General features: G+C 73.4%; 13 protein-coding genes. 3 read left to right on the top strand and 10 right to left on the bottom strand.

The features are described from left to right. Nucleotides 1–74 precede the first annotated feature (74 nt). The 5 genes from ACFVHO_RS30775 to ACFVHO_RS30755 form a co-directional block, all read right to left on the bottom strand. Nucleotides 75–1,289: a hypothetical protein gene (locus ACFVHO_RS30775; protein WP_385721704.1), complete on the bottom strand. Its 1,215-nt coding sequence runs from the start codon at nt 1,287–1,289 to the stop codon at nt 75–77. After that, nucleotides 1,282–2,190, bottom strand: a complete 909-nt coding sequence (locus ACFVHO_RS30770; RefSeq protein WP_385721702.1) for a hypothetical protein — start codon at nt 2,188–2,190, stop codon at nt 1,282–1,284. The genes ACFVHO_RS30775 and ACFVHO_RS30770 overlap by 8 nt, the downstream gene beginning before the upstream one ends. A gap of 39 nt (nt 2,191–2,229) precedes the next feature. Next, a complete protein-coding gene (locus ACFVHO_RS30765; RefSeq protein ID WP_385721699.1) occupies nt 2,230–2,988 on the bottom strand; it encodes an LPXTG cell wall anchor domain-containing protein in 759 nt (252 codons plus the stop codon). 338 nt (nt 2,989–3,326) lie between these two features. Further along, nucleotides 3,327–3,836 (bottom strand): ATP-binding protein, encoded by a 510-nt coding sequence (locus ACFVHO_RS30760; protein ID WP_385721696.1) that lies wholly within the window; start codon nt 3,834–3,836, stop codon nt 3,327–3,329. A gap of 281 nt (nt 3,837–4,117) precedes the next feature. Beyond that, nucleotides 4,118–4,486, bottom strand: a complete 369-nt coding sequence (locus tag ACFVHO_RS30755; protein ID WP_385721825.1) for an STAS domain-containing protein — start codon at nt 4,484–4,486, stop codon at nt 4,118–4,120. A gap of 260 nt (nt 4,487–4,746) precedes the next feature. Here ACFVHO_RS30755 and ACFVHO_RS30750 point away from each other — a divergent pair, with 260 nt between their 5' ends. Beyond that, a complete protein-coding gene (locus tag ACFVHO_RS30750) occupies nt 4,747–5,766 on the top strand; it encodes an RNA polymerase sigma factor SigF (protein ID WP_385721693.1) in 1,020 nt (339 codons plus the stop codon). Between the two features lie 85 nt (nt 5,767–5,851). On the opposite strand, the gene hutI is transcribed toward ACFVHO_RS30750, so the two are convergent. The 4 genes from hutI to hutU all read right to left on the bottom strand — a co-directional run bounded on the left by hutI (nt 5,852) and on the right by hutU (nt 11,828). Continuing rightward, nucleotides 5,852–7,021, bottom strand: a complete 1,170-nt coding sequence (gene hutI, locus ACFVHO_RS30745; protein WP_385721690.1) for an imidazolonepropionase — start codon at nt 7,019–7,021, stop codon at nt 5,852–5,854. 327 nt (nt 7,022–7,348) lie between these two features. After that, nucleotides 7,349–8,704, bottom strand: a complete 1,356-nt coding sequence (locus ACFVHO_RS30740; RefSeq protein ID WP_385721822.1) for a formimidoylglutamate deiminase — start codon at nt 8,702–8,704, stop codon at nt 7,349–7,351. Beyond that, on the bottom strand, nt 8,701–9,927 hold the full coding sequence (locus ACFVHO_RS30735) for an allantoate amidohydrolase (protein ID WP_385721687.1): 1,227 nt from the start codon (nt 9,925–9,927) through the stop codon (nt 8,701–8,703). The genes ACFVHO_RS30740 and ACFVHO_RS30735 overlap by 4 nt, the downstream gene beginning before the upstream one ends. A 188-nt stretch (nt 9,928–10,115) precedes the next feature. Beyond that, the gene (gene hutU / locus ACFVHO_RS30730; protein ID WP_385721684.1) at nt 10,116–11,828 is read right to left on the bottom strand and encodes a urocanate hydratase; all 1,713 of its coding nucleotides are present in this window, start codon (nt 11,826–11,828) and stop codon (nt 10,116–10,118) included. A gap of 131 nt (nt 11,829–11,959) precedes the next feature. Between hutU and ACFVHO_RS30725 the strand changes: the two genes are divergently transcribed. Continuing rightward, nucleotides 11,960–13,396 (top strand): diaminopimelate decarboxylase, encoded by a 1,437-nt coding sequence (locus ACFVHO_RS30725; RefSeq protein WP_385721682.1) that lies wholly within the window; start codon nt 11,960–11,962, stop codon nt 13,394–13,396. A gap of 24 nt (nt 13,397–13,420) precedes the next feature. Here the strand turns inward: ACFVHO_RS30725 and ACFVHO_RS30720 are convergent, their stop codons facing one another. Further along, nucleotides 13,421–14,308: a LysR family transcriptional regulator gene (locus ACFVHO_RS30720; RefSeq protein ID WP_385721679.1), complete on the bottom strand. Its 888-nt coding sequence runs from the start codon at nt 14,306–14,308 to the stop codon at nt 13,421–13,423. 129 nt (nt 14,309–14,437) lie between these two features. On the opposite strand from ACFVHO_RS30720, the gene ACFVHO_RS30715 reads away from it, so the two are divergent. Further along, nucleotides 14,438–15,079: a hemerythrin domain-containing protein gene (locus tag ACFVHO_RS30715; RefSeq protein ID WP_385721677.1), complete on the top strand. Its 642-nt coding sequence runs from the start codon at nt 14,438–14,440 to the stop codon at nt 15,077–15,079. Nucleotides 15,080–15,094: the final 15 nt, after the last annotated feature.

Raw genomic sequence — 15,094 nt, 5'->3', positions numbered from 1 at the left:
CAGGGCGATGCCGGCCGCGGTCGCTCTCGTACGGGGTGGTGCCGCTCCCGCCGCCCTCGCGCTCCGTTTCCCGCTCATGAGGTTCCCTTCGTCGTGGGGCCGTTGTCGGACGGTGCGGAGAGCTGTCCTGCGGGTGCGCCCGGATCGGCGTCCGGGCTGAACCAGGGCAAGTTGGTGGTGGCCGTCCCGGAGGCGGCCGTGCGGGTGGCGGTGTCGCGTTCCGCGGTCACGGCCGACTGCGGCAGGCGCAGCCTCGGCAGGCGCAGGGTGAACTCGCCGACGCGGGAGGTGCGGTGGCGGCCGGGCGGGCGGCGGTGGCGGTCGGGGCGGAGCCGGTCGACGAGGGCCATGCCGACGCGGAAGACGGCCGCGGGCACGACGACGCAGAGCAGGATCCAGAACAGCGTGACGCCCCAGGGGCGGCCCACGCCCCACGGCTGCTCGGCGAGGACCCGGTCGGCGTACCGCAGCGACACCAGATAGTCGCCGTGCGCCCCCGCCGGGAGGTCGACCGACAGGGTGATCTGCGCCTTCTTGCCCGGCGCTATCGTGCCGCGCCACTGCTGTTCCTCCCACTGCGGGGCGAACACGCCGTGCGAGGTGCCGACCTGGAACACCGGGTCCTTGACCGGTACGGAGCCGACGTTGCCGACGGTGAAGACGAGCCGCCGCGACGGCGGGGCGCCGAACCAGGTGAGGAGGCCGCTCGACCCGTCGAGCCTGGTGTCCGTCAGGACGGACAGCCTGCCGCCGCCGTCCGGCCGCGCGGGCAGCGGCCGCACCGGGTGCCCGGCGACCTTGAACGCCGCGTCCGCCGCGGCCTTCTCGCCGGTCACCGTGGCGACGTGCACGACGCACGGGCAGGCCTGCGGGGGCTCGGCCACGGGCAGGGACTTGCTGAAGGTGCCGTCGCCGTCGGTGGTGACGGCGCGCCCCCGGGAGTTGGCGCAGGAGTTGGTGCCGCCGGGCACTCCGACGGCGGGTGCGGACTGCCCGCACACGAGCATCATCAGGAGGGCGTTCGGCCGCCAGCCCTTACCCTTGACGGTCACCGAACCGCCCGTCCCCGCCTGGGACTTGGAGAGGGTGACGGTGGGCTTGTCGGCGGCGCGGGCGGGGGCGGGCGCGGCCAGGGCGCCGCCGACGGCGGCGAGCAGCAGCACCAGGGCCAGGGCGGCGCGCAGGAGTGCGGCGGGGGCGCTGCCGCGCGCGGCGCGCCGCCGGGACTGTCCCGCCGCGTCGTGGCGGGCTCGTGCCGACTCACGGCGGGCTCGTGCCGACTCAACCATCACCGCAGACCTCCGCCCGCCGACGCCGACGTACCCAGAAAAAGCCGCCCGCGAGGACCGCGGCGCCCCCGAGCGCGCTCCCCACCACCGCGGGCCACGGCACGATCCAGGCGGAGGCGCTCGCCCGCTCCGCCACCCCGCCCGCAGCGGTCACCGTGAGCCGCACGTCCACCGAGTCGAGCGCGGGCACCCCGTCCCAGGGCTCGCTCAGGGACACCCGCCGGCCGGGCGCCAGCTCGCGGGGCACCTGCCGCGCCCGCCGGTCGAGCAGCTCGCCGAACATCCCTTCGGCCCGCACCACGACCTTCGGCGCGAGCACGGTGGTGCCCCGGTTGACCAGGTCGTACGAGATCCGCCGCGCCCCCGCGTCGACGCGCACCCGCTCCACGGTGAGCGCGGCGAGCGCGGGCCCGCTCACCCGCAGCCGCACGGCGACCCGCGCGTCCCTCCCGCCGCCGCGCGCCACGACCTCGCCGAGGCGGTCGCCGGGCGCGGTCCCGGGCGGCACCGTCACGGTGAACGGCACCTCGGCCCGCGTCCGCGGCGGCACGGTCACCTCGCGCTTCGCGAACGCGAGCCACTTCCCGGTGCCCCCGGGTCCGGCGCCGCGCAGGGTCACGGTGCGCGGGGCGGCGCCGGGGTTGGTGACGGACAGGGTGTCGTGCAGTACGGCGCCGGGGGCGCCCTCCGCGTAGAAGCAGGGCCGTCCGTCTTGCCGCGCGGACCGCGCGCCGCCGCCCGCGGAGGGCGCGACGGACCAGGCGGCACCCCTGTCGGCCTCGCTGTCGGCGGCCCGCGCGCCCGGCACCGGTCCCGCGCACCACGACGCGAGCAGCACGGCGGCGCCCACGCACAGCGCTCGCGCCCCGCGCTTGCTCCACGTCGACGGCATCAGCGGCATCGGCGGCTCCCCGCGTTCGTACCCGGTCTCCGGGAAAGGTCAGCGCGACCGCGCCGCCTGGTTGCGCCGGGTCAGCCACAGCACTCCGGCCGCGCCCGCGAGCAGCACGGTGCCGCCGAGGGTGCCGAGGGCGATGGCGGAGTCGGTGGGTCCGGTCTGCGGGAGCTGCTCGCCGCCGGACTGGTCGCCGGAGCCGGAGCCTGACCCGGACCCCGTGCCGGAACCGGAGCCGGACGTCGCTCCCGCACCCGTGTCCTGACCGGAGTCGCCCGAACCGCCCGAACCGCCGGAGCCCTTGACGTCCAGAGTCAAGGACGGCTTGGGGTTGTTCGCGGGCGTACACGTCGTGGTCGTACCGAGCGCCTTGATGGTGAGGACTCCGGCCGTGAACGTGACCTTCCCCGACTTCTTCGGCGTGTACGTGCCCGACAAGTCACTGATCTTGATGGGGGTGTTAGCCGGGATCGCCGCCGCGTTGGTGGGCCCGGAGACCGCGACCGTGCCGCTCTCGGCGCCGCCCAGCTTGATCACCGCGCTGGGCTTCATCGCGCCCTTGCCGAGCTCGACGGGGCTGGAGGAGACGCCCTTCTGGAAGGACATCGTGAGCTTGTAGCCGCTGCCGCTCTTCACGCTCTTGATGTCGATGGGCGAGACCGCCCCCTTGTTCCCGATGGGCGTCTTGCACTGGTAGTCCACGTCCTGGACCTCGGCCTGGGCGGCGGGTGCGGCAAGGAGCAGAGCCGATCCGGCCATGGCCGTGGCGAGCACGAGCGCGGCCGTCTGTTTCTGGTACGACACCTCGTTTTCCCCTCATGCCGGTGGTGCGGGCGAGTCCGTGCCGCTGTGCGAATTTACTGACGGCACATCAGATTTGGCGCTCAAGGTACGCCCGGGGCCTTGCCGAGGGAAGACAAAGGACGCGCCGGATCCGTGCTGATCCGACGCGTCGGGGAAGCGGGGCGGCGGCCGTTCGACGACGGCGGGCCGGGGGCGCGAGGGCGCCGGGGTGGCGGAAGGGGCCCAGGAGGCGGGGGCGGGATGGCCGGAAGCCGGGGGCGGGGCGGGGTGGGGCGAGGCGGGGGGGAGATGAAACGGGCGGAGCGAGGGGGTGCGGACTGGAGGGCTCGGCGGTCGCGCTAGCCCGGAGCGCCCAGCTCCGCCCACACCGTCTTGCCCGATGCCCCGGGCGTCCGCATGACCCCCCAGTCGAGGCACAGCCGCTGCACGATGAACATCCCGTGCCCGCCGGGCCGTCCCGCGCGGTGCGGGGTACGGGGCGCGGGGTGGCCCGCGCCGCGGTCGGAGACCTGGACGCGCAGGACCTTGCCGTCGCAGGAGAGCCACAGCTCCTCGGGGCCCTCCGCGTGCAGGCACGCGTTGGTGACCAGTTCGGAGACGACGAGCAGCACGTCCTCGGCGGCGGCGCGGCGGTCGGCGCTCGCCGCGGGCAGCCAGCCCCAGGCGTGCAGCGCCTCCCGGGTGAAGTCGCGCGAGAGCGGCACGACACCGCTCGCCCCGTTCAGGCTCAGCCTGCGGACCTGGCGGCCCCCGGACTCCGGGGTGGCCGCGGGCGCGGGAGCATCCGCGACGGCGGCCTCCGACTCCGGGCCGCGGTCGCCCGGCGAGTAAGGCCGGGTGGTGCTCATCAGCACTTCACCTCACCGACAAGAGGACTGGACAAGGGAGGAAGTGCGGCGACCGGCGGACCCCCGCCCGCCCGGCTGCCTTCCCGGCCGCTTGCCGTTCTGACTTTGACTTGATGAATGACTTGATGGATGTGGACGACGGACTCAGGGTGTCTCCTGCCCTGCCGAACCGCCCGGACACCCATGGATTCCGCACGAACCGTGTGACGCTGGTAACGCAACGATCACACAGCGACAACTGACGCGTAACTCTTTGCGCCATACGCGAGAATCACCCCGACTCAGTCGGCCAGCGCCGCTTCGAGCGTCTCGTGGACGGTGAAGACGGCATCGGCTCCCGTGATCTCGAACACTCGGGCCACCACCGGCAGCATCCCCGCCAGATGGACCCCGCCCCCCACCGCCTCGGCCTTCAGCCGGGCGCCCAGGAGCACGTTCAGCCCCGTCGAGTCGCAGAATTCGAGTCGCGAGCAGTCGACCACGAGGCGTTTGAAGCCGTCGTCGACACAGGCCTCAAGCGGCTCGCGCAACAAATCGGCGGTGTGGTGATCCAACTCACCCGCCGGGGTCACGACGGCGCTGCGGCCCTCTTTCCGGACTTCGACCAGAAGCCGGCCCCTGTGTGCACTGCCGACCGTCCCGCGGTCCATGCCGTCACTCTCTTCCCGACCGTCGTGGGCTGTTTCCCGCGCGTAAGGACGCGCGATGACGCCCTTGAACATTACGCCTTCCCTACGGTCCCGGGTAGCCGAACAACCCCCCGGATTCGGACATTTCGCCTCAGAACGCACTTGCGACTCCGGCGCGGAAGCGGGTAGGGGTAGAAGGGACATCAATCGACACGGACGGCCATGGAGGCGCCGCACACCGCAGTGCACGTAGTGGCATCGGCAGCCATATGCCGAGAACGATGGAGGAGACCATGTCACCCCGGCTCGACGAATCGCGCACTGACCAGGCGACGTCGACACCCCCGCCGAACCGCACCGAGACCCGGGCCCAGGGGATTTTGGGTCCCGCCCACGAGGACGCACGGGCCGCGACGGCCGAGCCCCCGCTCGCCGACACCGCTGTCGCCCCTGACGCGTCCGACACCGCCGAGCGGCCCGAGAGCATCGGCGAGAGCCTGTCCGGGCTCCCCGAGATCCCTCCGTACGACGAAGTGGCGCCCCTGGACGCCCGTGCGCTGTCCAAGACCCTCTTCGAGCGGCTCGAAACCCTCGAGGAAGGCACGCACGAGTACGCGTACGTGCGCAACACCCTCGTCGAACTGAACCTCGCCCTGGTGAAGTTCGCCGCCTCCCGGTTCCGCTCCCGCAGCGAACCGATGGAGGACATCATCCAGGTCGGCACCATCGGCCTGATCAAGGCGATCGACCGCTTCGAGCTCAGCCGCGGCGTCGAGTTCCCCACGTTCGCGATGCCGACGATCGTCGGCGAGATCAAGCGTTTCTTCCGCGACACGTCGTGGTCGGTGCGCGTCCCGCGCCGACTCCAGGAGCTCCGCCTCGACCTCGCCAAGGCGGGCGACGAACTCGCCCAGAAGTTCGACCGCGCGCCGACAGTGGCCGAACTCGCCGAGCGCCTCGGCATCTCGAACGAAGAGGTCGTCGAGGGCATGGCGGCGTCCAACGCCTACACCGCCAGCTCCCTGGACGCCCAGCCGGAGGAGGACGACTCCGAGGGCGCCCTCGCCGACCGCATCGGCTACGAGGACCACGGCCTCGAAGGCATCGAGTACGTCGAGTCCCTGAAGCCGCTGATCGCCGAACTCCCGCCCCGGGACCGGAAGATCCTCTCCCTGCGCTTCGTCGCCAACATGACGCAGTCGGAGATCGGCGAGGAACTGGGCATCTCGCAGATGCACGTGTCACGACTCCTCTCCCGCACGCTCGTGAAGCTCCGCAAGGGGCTGACGCTGGAGGAGTAGCGGAGCAGCGGATACGCGAACGGCCTGGGGGCCGCCCTGAAAGTCGGGCGGCCCCCAGGCCGTTCCTGCGTCTGCGGCCCCGGCGTCAGCGCACCCTCGTGCCGCGCTGCCACACGCCCGACACCAGCGGTACGCCCGGCCGGTACGCCAGGTGGACGTGGCTCGGCGCGTCCAGGAGGGCCAGGTCGGCGCGGGCGCCCGGGGCGAGGCGGCCCACGTCCGTGCGGCGCAGGGCCGCGGCGCCGCCCGCCGTGGCCGCCCACAGGGCCTCGTCCGGGGTCATCCCCATGTCCCGTACGGCGAGGGCGATGCAGAAGGGGACCGAGGACGTGAAGGACGAGCCCGGGTTGCAGTCCGTGGACAGGGCCACCGTGGCGCCCGCGTCGAGGAGACGGCGGGCGTCGGGCCACTCGGCGCGGGTGGAGAACTCGGCGCCGGGGAGGAGCGTGGCGACCGTGTCGCCCTGGGCCAGGGCGTCGACGTCCGCGTCCGTCAGGTGCGTGCAGTGGTCGGCGCTCGCCGCGTCCAGCTCCACGGCGAGCTGGACGCCAGGGCCGTAGCTCAGCTGGTTCGCGTGCACGCGGGGGTGCAGGCCCTTCGCCTTGCCCGCCGTCAGGATCGCCCGCGCCTGGTCCCCGTCGAACGCGCCCTTCTCGCAGAACACGTCCACCCAACGGGCGTGCGGCGCGCACGCCTCCAGCATCTCGCCCGTCACGAGCGCCACGTACGCCGCCGGGTCGTCCGCGAGGTCCGGGGACACGATGTGCGCGCCCAGGAACGTCACCTCGTCCGTGTGCCGGGCCGCGATGCGCAGGGCGCGGGCCTCGTCCTCGGTCGTCAGGCCGTACCCCGACTTCGTCTCGAACGTCGTCGTGCCCTGGAGCAGGGCCTCGCGGAGGTAGTGCGTGACGTTCGCCTCCAGCTCCGCGTCCGTGGCCGCGCGCGTCGCCGCGACCGTCGTGCGGATGCCGCCCGCCTCGTACGGGCGGCCCTCCATGCGGGCGTTGAACTCCTTGGTGCGGTCGCCTGCGAAGAGGAGGTGGGAGTGGGAGTCCACGAAGCCGGGGATGGCCGCGCGGCCCCGCGCGTCGTACGTCTCGTCCGCCGACGGGGCCTTGGCGGACGGGCCCACCCAGGCGACGGTCTCGCCGTCCAGGACGACGGCGGCGTCCTCCACGAGGCCGAGGGGCCCTTCGCCGAGGGCGGGGTCGTTGGTGACGAGGCTGGCGATGTTGGTGAGGAGGGTGGTGGTCATGGTCCTGTCCGGGGGGGTGAGTGCGGGGTGGGGGGCCTTGCTGGGAGCTCCCCAATCCCGCCCCTTCCCGAAACCGGGGCTGCGCCCCTGGACCCCGGGGGTGGGGGTCCCGGGCGGGTGGGACAGACCCCCGCCGAATCGCCGCTCCGCGGCTCGTCCTCAATCGCCGGACGGGCTGAGACGTTGCCGGGGCGGGCTGGGAATGTGCCGGTGAATTTCAGCCCGTCCGGCGTTTGAGGACGAGGCGCGGAGCGCCGATCAGCGGGGGTCCAGGGGGCGGCAGCCCCCGGGTTCGGGAAGGGGTGGGACTGGGGCGCCCCGCGCAGGTCAGTGCAGCGCTGCCACCGCCTCTGCCAGTGCCGATGCCGCGTCGGGAATCAACGTGTGCGTGCCGTCGCGGACGACGTGGCGGCCGCCGACGACGGTGTGCCGCACGTCCACCGCGGAGGCGGCGAACACGGCCACCTCCGCCGCGAGCCGCGGCACCGCGCCGGCCGTGCGGACGGAGTCGAGGGCGACGGTGGTGAAGTCGGCGAGGGCACCGGCTTCGAGGACGCCGGCGTCGGCCCAGCCGAGGGCGGCGTGCCCGTCGGCGGAGGCGGCGCGCAGGAGGGCGGCGGCGGTCCAGTGCCCACGGGTGCGCGAGCGGAGGCGTTCGTCGAGCTCCATGGCCCGCGCCTCCTCGAAGAGGTCGATGACGGCGTGGCTGTCGCTGCCCAGGGAGAGGGGGCTGCCCGCGCGCTGGAGGGCGGGCGCGGGGCCGATGCCGTCGGCGAGGTCACGCTCGGTGGTCGGGCACATGCAGGTGCCGGTGCCGGAGCCGCCGATGAGGGCGATGTCGGCGTCGGTGAGGTGGGTGTTGTGGACGCCGGTGGTGCGCGCGCCGAGGACGCCGTGGTCGGCGAGGAGCCGGGTCGGCGTACAGCCGTGGACGGCGAGGCAGGCGTCGTTCTCGGCGGTCTGCTCGGAGAGGTGGACGTGCAGCGGCGCCCCGCGCGAGGCGGCCCACTCGGCGACGGTCCCCAACTGCCGCGCGGGCACGGCCCGTACGGAGTGGATGGCGGCGCCGACGCGCACGTGCTCCCGGTCGCCCTCCTTCAGGAGGGACACCCGCTCGGCCCAGGCCTCGGCCGTACCGTCGGAGAAGCGCAGCTGGTGGTGGTTGGGAGGCTCGCCCTCCGCGGCGCTGCGCAGGCCCGCGGCGACGTACGCGGTGTCGAGGAGCGTGATGCGGATGCCCGCGTCGGCCGCGGCGGCGATCAGGGCCTCGCCCATGGCGTTCGGGTCGGCGTAGCGGGTGCCGCCGGGCGCGTGGTGCAGGTAGTGGAACTCGCCGACGGCCGTGACCCCGGCGAGCGCCATCTCCGCGTACACGGCTCGCGCGAGGGCGTGGTACGTCTCCGGGGTGAGCCGGTCGGCCACGGAGTACATGACCTCCCGCCACGTCCAGAACGTGCCGCTGCCCACCTGGACGGTGGAGCGCAGCGCGCGGTGGAAGGCGTGCGAGTGGGCGTTGGCGAGGCCCGGCAGGGTCAGTCCGCGCAGGACGGTCGCGCCGGGCGGCGGGGCGTCGACGCCCCGGCGGACGGCGGCGATCCGGCCGTCCGCGTCGACGTCGAGGGCGACGCCGGGCTCGACGTTCGGGTCGAGCCAGGCGTGTTCCGCCCAGTAGGTGTGTGTCAGCGGCACGCGAGGCCCTCCAGTACGTCCGCGAGCGCGCGCACCCCGGCCAGGCAGTCGTCCTCGGCCGCGTACTCGGCGGGCGAGTGCGAGACACCCGTGGGGTTGCGCACGAACAGCATGGCGGTCGGGATCGACTCGGACAGGATGCCCGCGTCGTGCCCGGCGCCGGTGCCGAGGACGGGGATCTCCCGGCCGGTGCGCTCCCGCAGGACCGCGCCCAGCTCGTCGCGCAGGGCGTGCTGGAACTCCACGACCGGCGTGAAGGACTCCCGTACGACGTCCAGGTCGATGCCGTGCCGGTCCGCGTACTCGCGGGCCGCCTTCTCGATCGCCGTGACGACGGTGTCCAGGGTGGACTGGTCGGCGGCGCGCGAGTCCAGCCAGCCGCGGACCAGGGACGGGATGGCGTTCACGCCGTTCGGCTCGACCGCGATCTTGCCGAAGGTGGCGACCGCGCCCGCGAGCTCGGCCTCGCGGCGGGCGGCGAGGACCGTCTCCGCGTAGCTCAGCATCGGGTCGCGGCGGTCCACCAGGCGGGTGGTGCCCGCGTGGTTGGCCTCGCCCCGGAAGTCGAAGCGCCAGCGGCCGTGGGGCCAGATGGCGCTGGCGATGCCGACAGCGTCGCCGGAGCCCGCGGCGGAGCCGCTATTGGACAGAGCCAGGGCGCGGCCCTGTTCCACGTGCAGTTCCACGAACGAGCCGACGCGGGCGAGGCGTTCGGGGTCCGCGCCGATCGTCGACGGGTCGTAGCCCGCCGCCTCCATCGCCTCCGGGAGGCTGACGCCGTCCGCGTCGCGCAGCTCGTACGCCGCCTCGCGGGTCAGCTTGCCCGCGGTGAGGCGGGAGCCGACGCAGGCCAGGCCGAAGCGGGCGCCCTCCTCGTCGCCGAAGTTGGTGATGGCGAGCGGCTTGGTGAACTTCGCTCCCCTGGCGCGGAGTTCGTCCAGGGCGGCGAAGGACGACACGACGCCGAGGGGGCCGTCGAAGGCGCCGCCGTCGGGGACCGAGTCCAGGTGGGAGCCGGTGACGACGGCGTCGCCCTGGGCCGGGTCGCCGAGCCAGGCCCACTGGTTGCCGTTGCGGTCCGTCTCGTAGGTCAGGCCGCGGGTCTCCGCCTGCTCCTGGAACCAGGTGCGGCAGTCCGCGTCTGCGCCGGTCCAGGCGTGCCTGCGGTAGCCGCCGGTTTCGGGGTTGCGGCCGATGGGGCTGAGGTCGGCCCACATCTGGTGGAAGGTGGGCCCTGCCGGGGGCTCCCCAACCCCGCCCCTTCCCGTAACCAGGGGGCTGCCGCCCCCTGGACCCCCGCCATCGCCGCTCCGCGGCTCGTCCTCAATCGCCGGACGGGCTTGATACGTGCCGGTGATTTCAGCCCGTCCGGCGTTTGAGGACGAGGCCGAAGGCCGATCGGCGGTCACTCGCCCTCCCGCATGGGAACCCGCACGCCCCGCTCGTCCGCCACCGAGTCCGCGATGTCGTACCCCGCGTCGACGTGCCGGATGACCCCCATCCCGGGGTCGTTGGTGAGGACGCGCCGCACCTTCTCGCCGGCGAGCTTCGTGCCGTCGGCCACGCTCACCTGGCCCGCGTGGATGGAGCGGCCCATGCCGACGCCGCCGCCGTGGTGGAGGGAGACCCAGGAGGCGCCGGAGGCGACGTTCACCATGGCGTTGAGGAGGGGCCAGTCGGCGATGGCGTCGGAGCCGTCGAGCATGGCCTCGGTCTCGCGGTAGGGGGAGGCGACGGAGCCGCAGTCGAGGTGGTCGCGGCCGATGGCGAGGGGAGCCTGGAGCTCACCGGAGGCCACCATGTCGTTGAAGCGCTCGCCGGCCTTGTCGCGCTCGCCGTAGCCGAGCCAGCAGATGCGGGCGGGCAGGCCCTGGAAGTGGACGCGCTCGCCGGCCATCTTGATCCAGCGGTGCAGGGACTCGTTCTCGGGGAAGAGGTCGAGGATCGCCTTGTCCGTCTTGTGGATGTCGCTCGCCTCGCCGGAGAGGGCCGCCCAGCGGAACGGGCCCTTGCCCTCGCAGAAGAGCGGGCGGATGTAGGCGGGTACGAAGCCGGGGAACGCGAACGCCCGGTCGTAGCCCGCGAGTTGCGCCTCGCCGCGGATGGAGTTGCCGTAGTCGAAGACCTCGGCGCCCGCGTCCATGAAGCCGACCATGGCCTCGACGTGCTTGGCCATGGACTCGCGGGCGCGCTGGGTGAAGCCCGCCGGGTCCTTCTCGGCCGCCGTCGCCATGTCGTCGAAGTCGACGCCCGAGGGCAGGTACGCAAGCGGGTCGTGGGCGGAGGTCTGGTCCGTCACGATGTCGACGGGGGCGCCCTCGGCGAGCATCCGCGGGAGCAGGTCGGCGGCGTTGCCGAGGAGGCCGATGGAGAGCGGGCGGCGGGCGTCGCGGGCCTCGACGGCGAGCTGGAGGGCGTGCTCCAGGGAGTCGGCCCGCACGTCCAGGTAGCGGTGCTCGATGCGGCGCTCGATGGCACGCGGGTCGACGTCGATACAGATCGCGACACCGTCGTTCATCGTCACGGCGAGCGGCTGGGCGCCGCCCATTCCGCCGAGTCCGGCGGTGAGGGTGATCGTCCCGGCGAGCGTGCCGTTGAACTTCTTGGCGGCGACGGCGGCGAAGGTCTCGTACGTGCCCTGGAGGATGCCCTGGGTGCCGATGTAGATCCAGGAACCGGCCGTCATCTGGCCGTACATGGTGAGGCCGAGCGCCTCCAGGCGGCGGAACTCCTCCCAGTTCGCCCAGTCGCCGACCAGGTTGGAGTTGGCGATGAGCACGCGGGGCGCCCACTCGTGGGTCTGCATGACGCCGACGGGACGCCCGGACTGGACGAGCATCGTCTCGTCCTGCTTGAGGGTCTTCAGGGTGCGCACCATGGCGTCGAAGGAGCGCCAGTCGCGGGCCGCCTTGCCGGTGCCGCCGTAGACGACGAGCTTGTCGGGGTGCTCGGCGACCTCGGGGTCGAGGTTGTTCTGGAGCATCCGGAGGGCGGCCTCCTGCTGCCATCCCAGGGCGCTCAGTTCCGTACCGCGCGGGGCCCGTACGGGGCGAGACGAGGAGGGCGGCCCGGAGGGCCTCGACTGAGGGTGGCGGCGGGAGACGGGCGGGACTGACATGGCAGTGCCTCCTCGGTGCTGTGACGGTTCGCTGCTGTGACGTTGATATTCACATCCTGGGGTCGTGAATAGACCTAGTCAATAGCGCAGCGGGGCAGCGGGGGCGGCGCACGGGTGATTGTCTGGATCACATGGGCCTCGACGACAAGGCCGACCGGCGGTCGGACGCAGACGAAACCGATCAGTTCACGCGTGTCCTCGGGCAGGCCCCGCCCCAAGGCGCGCCCGCCCCCCGGGACGCCCCCGCCGGTGACCGTCGCGACCAGGCGATCCGCGCCGCCGTGGAGCAAGGCGTCGTCGGCCCCGCCACCCCCCTCGCCGGGCTCCTCGACGTCGACGGGATCCGCGCGGGCGCCGCCGCCCTGCGCGCCGCGTTCGCCGAGGTCGGCGCGGACGGCACCCGGATCCTGCACGCCTTCGCCGTCAAGGCGACCCCGCTCGTCCCGGTCCTGCGGCTGCTGCACGACGCCGGGATCGGCGCGGAGGTGGCGAGCCCCGGTGAGCTGGCCCTGGCCCGCGCCGCCGGGATACCGCCCGCGCACACCGTCCTCGACTCCCCTGCCAAGACCCCGGCGGAGCTGCGCGAGGCCCTCGCCCTCGGCATCGCCGTCAACGCCGACAACCCGCAGGAACTGGCCCGCCTCGACGCGCTCGTCCAGTCCGCGCCCACGCGCTCGCCCCTGGGGATCCGGGTGAACCCGCAGGTCGGGGGCGGCTCGATCGAGGCGCTCTCCACCGCGACCGCCACCTCCAAGTTCGGGGTGCCGCTGCGGGACGACGGCGCCCGCGAGTGGGTCGTCCGCGCGTATCTGGACCGGCCCTGGCTGACCCGCCTGCACGCGCACTCCGGGTCGCAGGGCATGCCCCTCGACCTGATGGTCGGCGGTGTCGCGGCCACGTACGAACTCGCCGAGGAGATCAACGCGCGCGCGGGCCACCGCCGGATCGACACCCTCGACATCGGCGGCGGCCTGCCCGTCAACTTCGCATCGGACGAGCAGACGCCGACGTTCGCCCAGTACGCCCGCCTCCTCGCCCGCGAGGTCCCCGGGCTGTTCGACGGGCGCTACGGCCTGGTCACCGAGTTCGGCCGCTCGCTGCTCGCCAAGCACGGGACGCTGCTCGCGCGGGTGGAGTACGTGAAGTCGGCGGGCGGGCGCGGCATCGCGCTGACGCACGCGGGCGTGCAGGTGGCGACGCGCACGGTGTACGCGCCCGAGTCCTGGCCGCTGCGGATCGCCGCGTACGACGCGAAGGGGCGCCCCAAGTCGGGCCCCGCCACCGGCCAGGACGTCGCGGGCCCGGCCTGCTTCGCGGGCGACCTGCTCGCCCGGGACCGGGAGCTGCCGCCCCTCGAACAGGGCGATTACGTGGCGGTGCTCGACACCGGCGCGTACTACTTCGCCCACCACTACTCGTACAACAGCCTCGCCAGGCCCGCGATCCACGGCTTCGCGGCGCGGGCGGGCGACGGCGTGCGATTCTCCGTGGTGCGCGAGCAGCAGCGCGTCGAGGAGATCGTCGCCGAGGCGGGCGGCGGGGCGCGGGACGCGCTGCGCGAGCTCTGAGAACGCGGGTGCGGCAGAGCGCGCTCAGAAGCGGAACACGCCGAGATCGCGCACCGTGGCGGCCAGCGCGCGGACGAGGTCGTTCTCGGCCTCGGTCCGCCAGACCAGGGCGTAGGTCATGGCCGACAGGTCGGGGACGGGCAGATAGCGGATGTGCGACAGGCCCCAGTACCGGGAGACGTGGCCGGGGAAGCTCTGGACGATCTCGCCCATGCCGACCATGCCGATCAGCTCGTCGGCGTTGTCCGCGGGCGCGACGCGCTCGATCGTCCGGCCCCGCGGGGTCTGGAAGGGCAGATAGCTCTCCTCCCAGTAGTCCGGCAGGGCGAGGGCGGTGCCGTGCGGGAAGTCGGCGAACAGCTCCAGGGGCACGGAGTCCCGTACCGCGAGCGGGTGGTCGGCGGCCACGGCGAGGATCCGGGAGTCGGTGCACAGGGTCGGGCCGACGGTGAAGTCCGGTTCCTCCACCGGCAGCCAGGCCACCATGACGTCCATGGCACCGCTGCGGAGCTGGCCGAACACGTCGGTGAAGGTGGTCTGGCGGATCTGCAGCCCCCACTGCGGGTGCCGCGCGCGGAACTCCTTCCAGTAGGGGTGCAGATCGACGAGGTTGAAGGGCAGCATGCTGACGCGGAGCTGCGCGGTGACGCCGCGGGCGGCCAGCCGGGCGCGCTCCAGGGACTGGTGCAGGCCCGCGTAGACCGGCTGCAGGTCGTCGCGGAACTGCCGGCCGACCTCCGTCAGGCACACCGTGCGGCTGGTGCGGGTGAACAGCTCGGCGCCGACGCGCCGCTCCTGCTTCTTGATGGCCTGGCTGACGCGCGCCTGGGACACGTGCAGCCGCTGCGCGGTCCGGCCGAAGTGCAGCTCCTCGGCGAGTACCAGGAAGATCTCGATGTCCCGCAGTTCCACCGGCCCCCCAGCCGTCCGGCGATAACCCAGCGGTTATCGGACGTCGCGAAATTTCGCATTGATCATATGTGCGGGCCGCAAGAGGGTTGAGGGCATGCGAGTACGCGTACAAAGCCCTGTATACCGCCCATGAGCGATGCCATCGATCTGACCGCGATGTACGCGATGCATGACGCCCTGCGGCGGGAACTGGCCCACCTGGACCGGGTCACCACCACCGCGGACCGCGACCCCCGGCACGTCCTGGCCACCGCGGCCGGATGGCAGCTCCTGAAGAAGGCGCTGCACGCCCACCAGTCGGCGGAGGACGACGCGCTGTGGCCGCCGCTGCGCCACCGGCTGGCCGGACGCCCCGAGGACCTGGTGGTCCTGGCCGTGATGGAGGCCGAACACGCCGCCATCGCCCCGGTGGTCGAGGCCATCGACGCGACGCTGGCCGACCCGGGGGCCGACGCGCTGCGCCTCGGCCAGCTGACCGACGCGCTGACCAGCGGCCTCACCGGGCACCTCGCACACGAGGAGGACGCGGCCCTGCCGCTGGTCCGGCGGGTGTTAGGGGCCGAGCAGTGGGATCACTTCGGCCGGGTCCAGGCCCGGCGGATCGGCCGGGACGCGCCCTTACTGCTGCCGTGGCTGCTCGACGGCGCCGACGAGCTGACGGCGGCCAAGCTGCTCGCTCCGCTGCCCGCGTCCACATACGCGGCGTACGTCGCCCGGTGGGCCCCCGCGTACGCCCTCCTGGACCGCTGGAGCGCGGGCACCGCGGCCTGATCACCCCGACCGCCT

Source organism: Streptomyces sp. NPDC127108 (genome assembly GCF_042677545.1).
Lineage (GTDB): Bacteria > Actinomycetota > Actinomycetes > Streptomycetales > Streptomycetaceae > Streptomyces.
The sequence above is the reverse complement of the archived record's forward strand: the minus strand, read 5'-3'. Positions and strand labels throughout refer to the sequence as shown.

What these genes read in the sequence shown, in the direction of transcription:
- ACFVHO_RS30775 (WP_385721704.1), bottom strand. Translation starts at nt 1,289, where the DNA reads ATGGTTGAGTCGGCACGAGCCCGCCGTGAGTCGGCACGAGCCCGCCAC.
- ACFVHO_RS30770 (WP_385721702.1), bottom strand. Translation starts at nt 2,190, where the DNA reads ATGCCGCTGATGCCGTCGACGTGGAGCAAGCGCGGGGCGCGAGCGCTG.
- ACFVHO_RS30760 (WP_385721696.1), bottom strand. Translation starts at nt 3,836, where the DNA reads ATGAGCACCACCCGGCCTTACTCGCCGGGCGACCGCGGCCCGGAGTCG.
- ACFVHO_RS30755 (WP_385721825.1), bottom strand. Translation starts at nt 4,486, where the DNA reads ATGGACCGCGGGACGGTCGGCAGTGCACACAGGGGCCGGCTTCTGGTC.
- ACFVHO_RS30750 (WP_385721693.1), top strand. Translation starts at nt 4,747, where the DNA reads ATGGAGGAGACCATGTCACCCCGGCTCGACGAATCGCGCACTGACCAG.
- hutI (WP_385721690.1), bottom strand. Translation starts at nt 7,021, where the DNA reads ATGACCACCACCCTCCTCACCAACATCGCCAGCCTCGTCACCAACGAC.
- ACFVHO_RS30735 (WP_385721687.1), bottom strand. Translation starts at nt 9,927, where the DNA reads ATGTGGGCCGACCTCAGCCCCATCGGCCGCAACCCCGAAACCGGCGGC.
- hutU (WP_385721684.1), bottom strand. Translation starts at nt 11,828, where the DNA reads ATGTCAGTCCCGCCCGTCTCCCGCCGCCACCCTCAGTCGAGGCCCTCC.
- ACFVHO_RS30725 (WP_385721682.1), top strand. Translation starts at nt 11,960, where the DNA reads ATGGGCCTCGACGACAAGGCCGACCGGCGGTCGGACGCAGACGAAACC.
- ACFVHO_RS30715 (WP_385721677.1), top strand. Translation starts at nt 14,438, where the DNA reads ATGAGCGATGCCATCGATCTGACCGCGATGTACGCGATGCATGACGCC.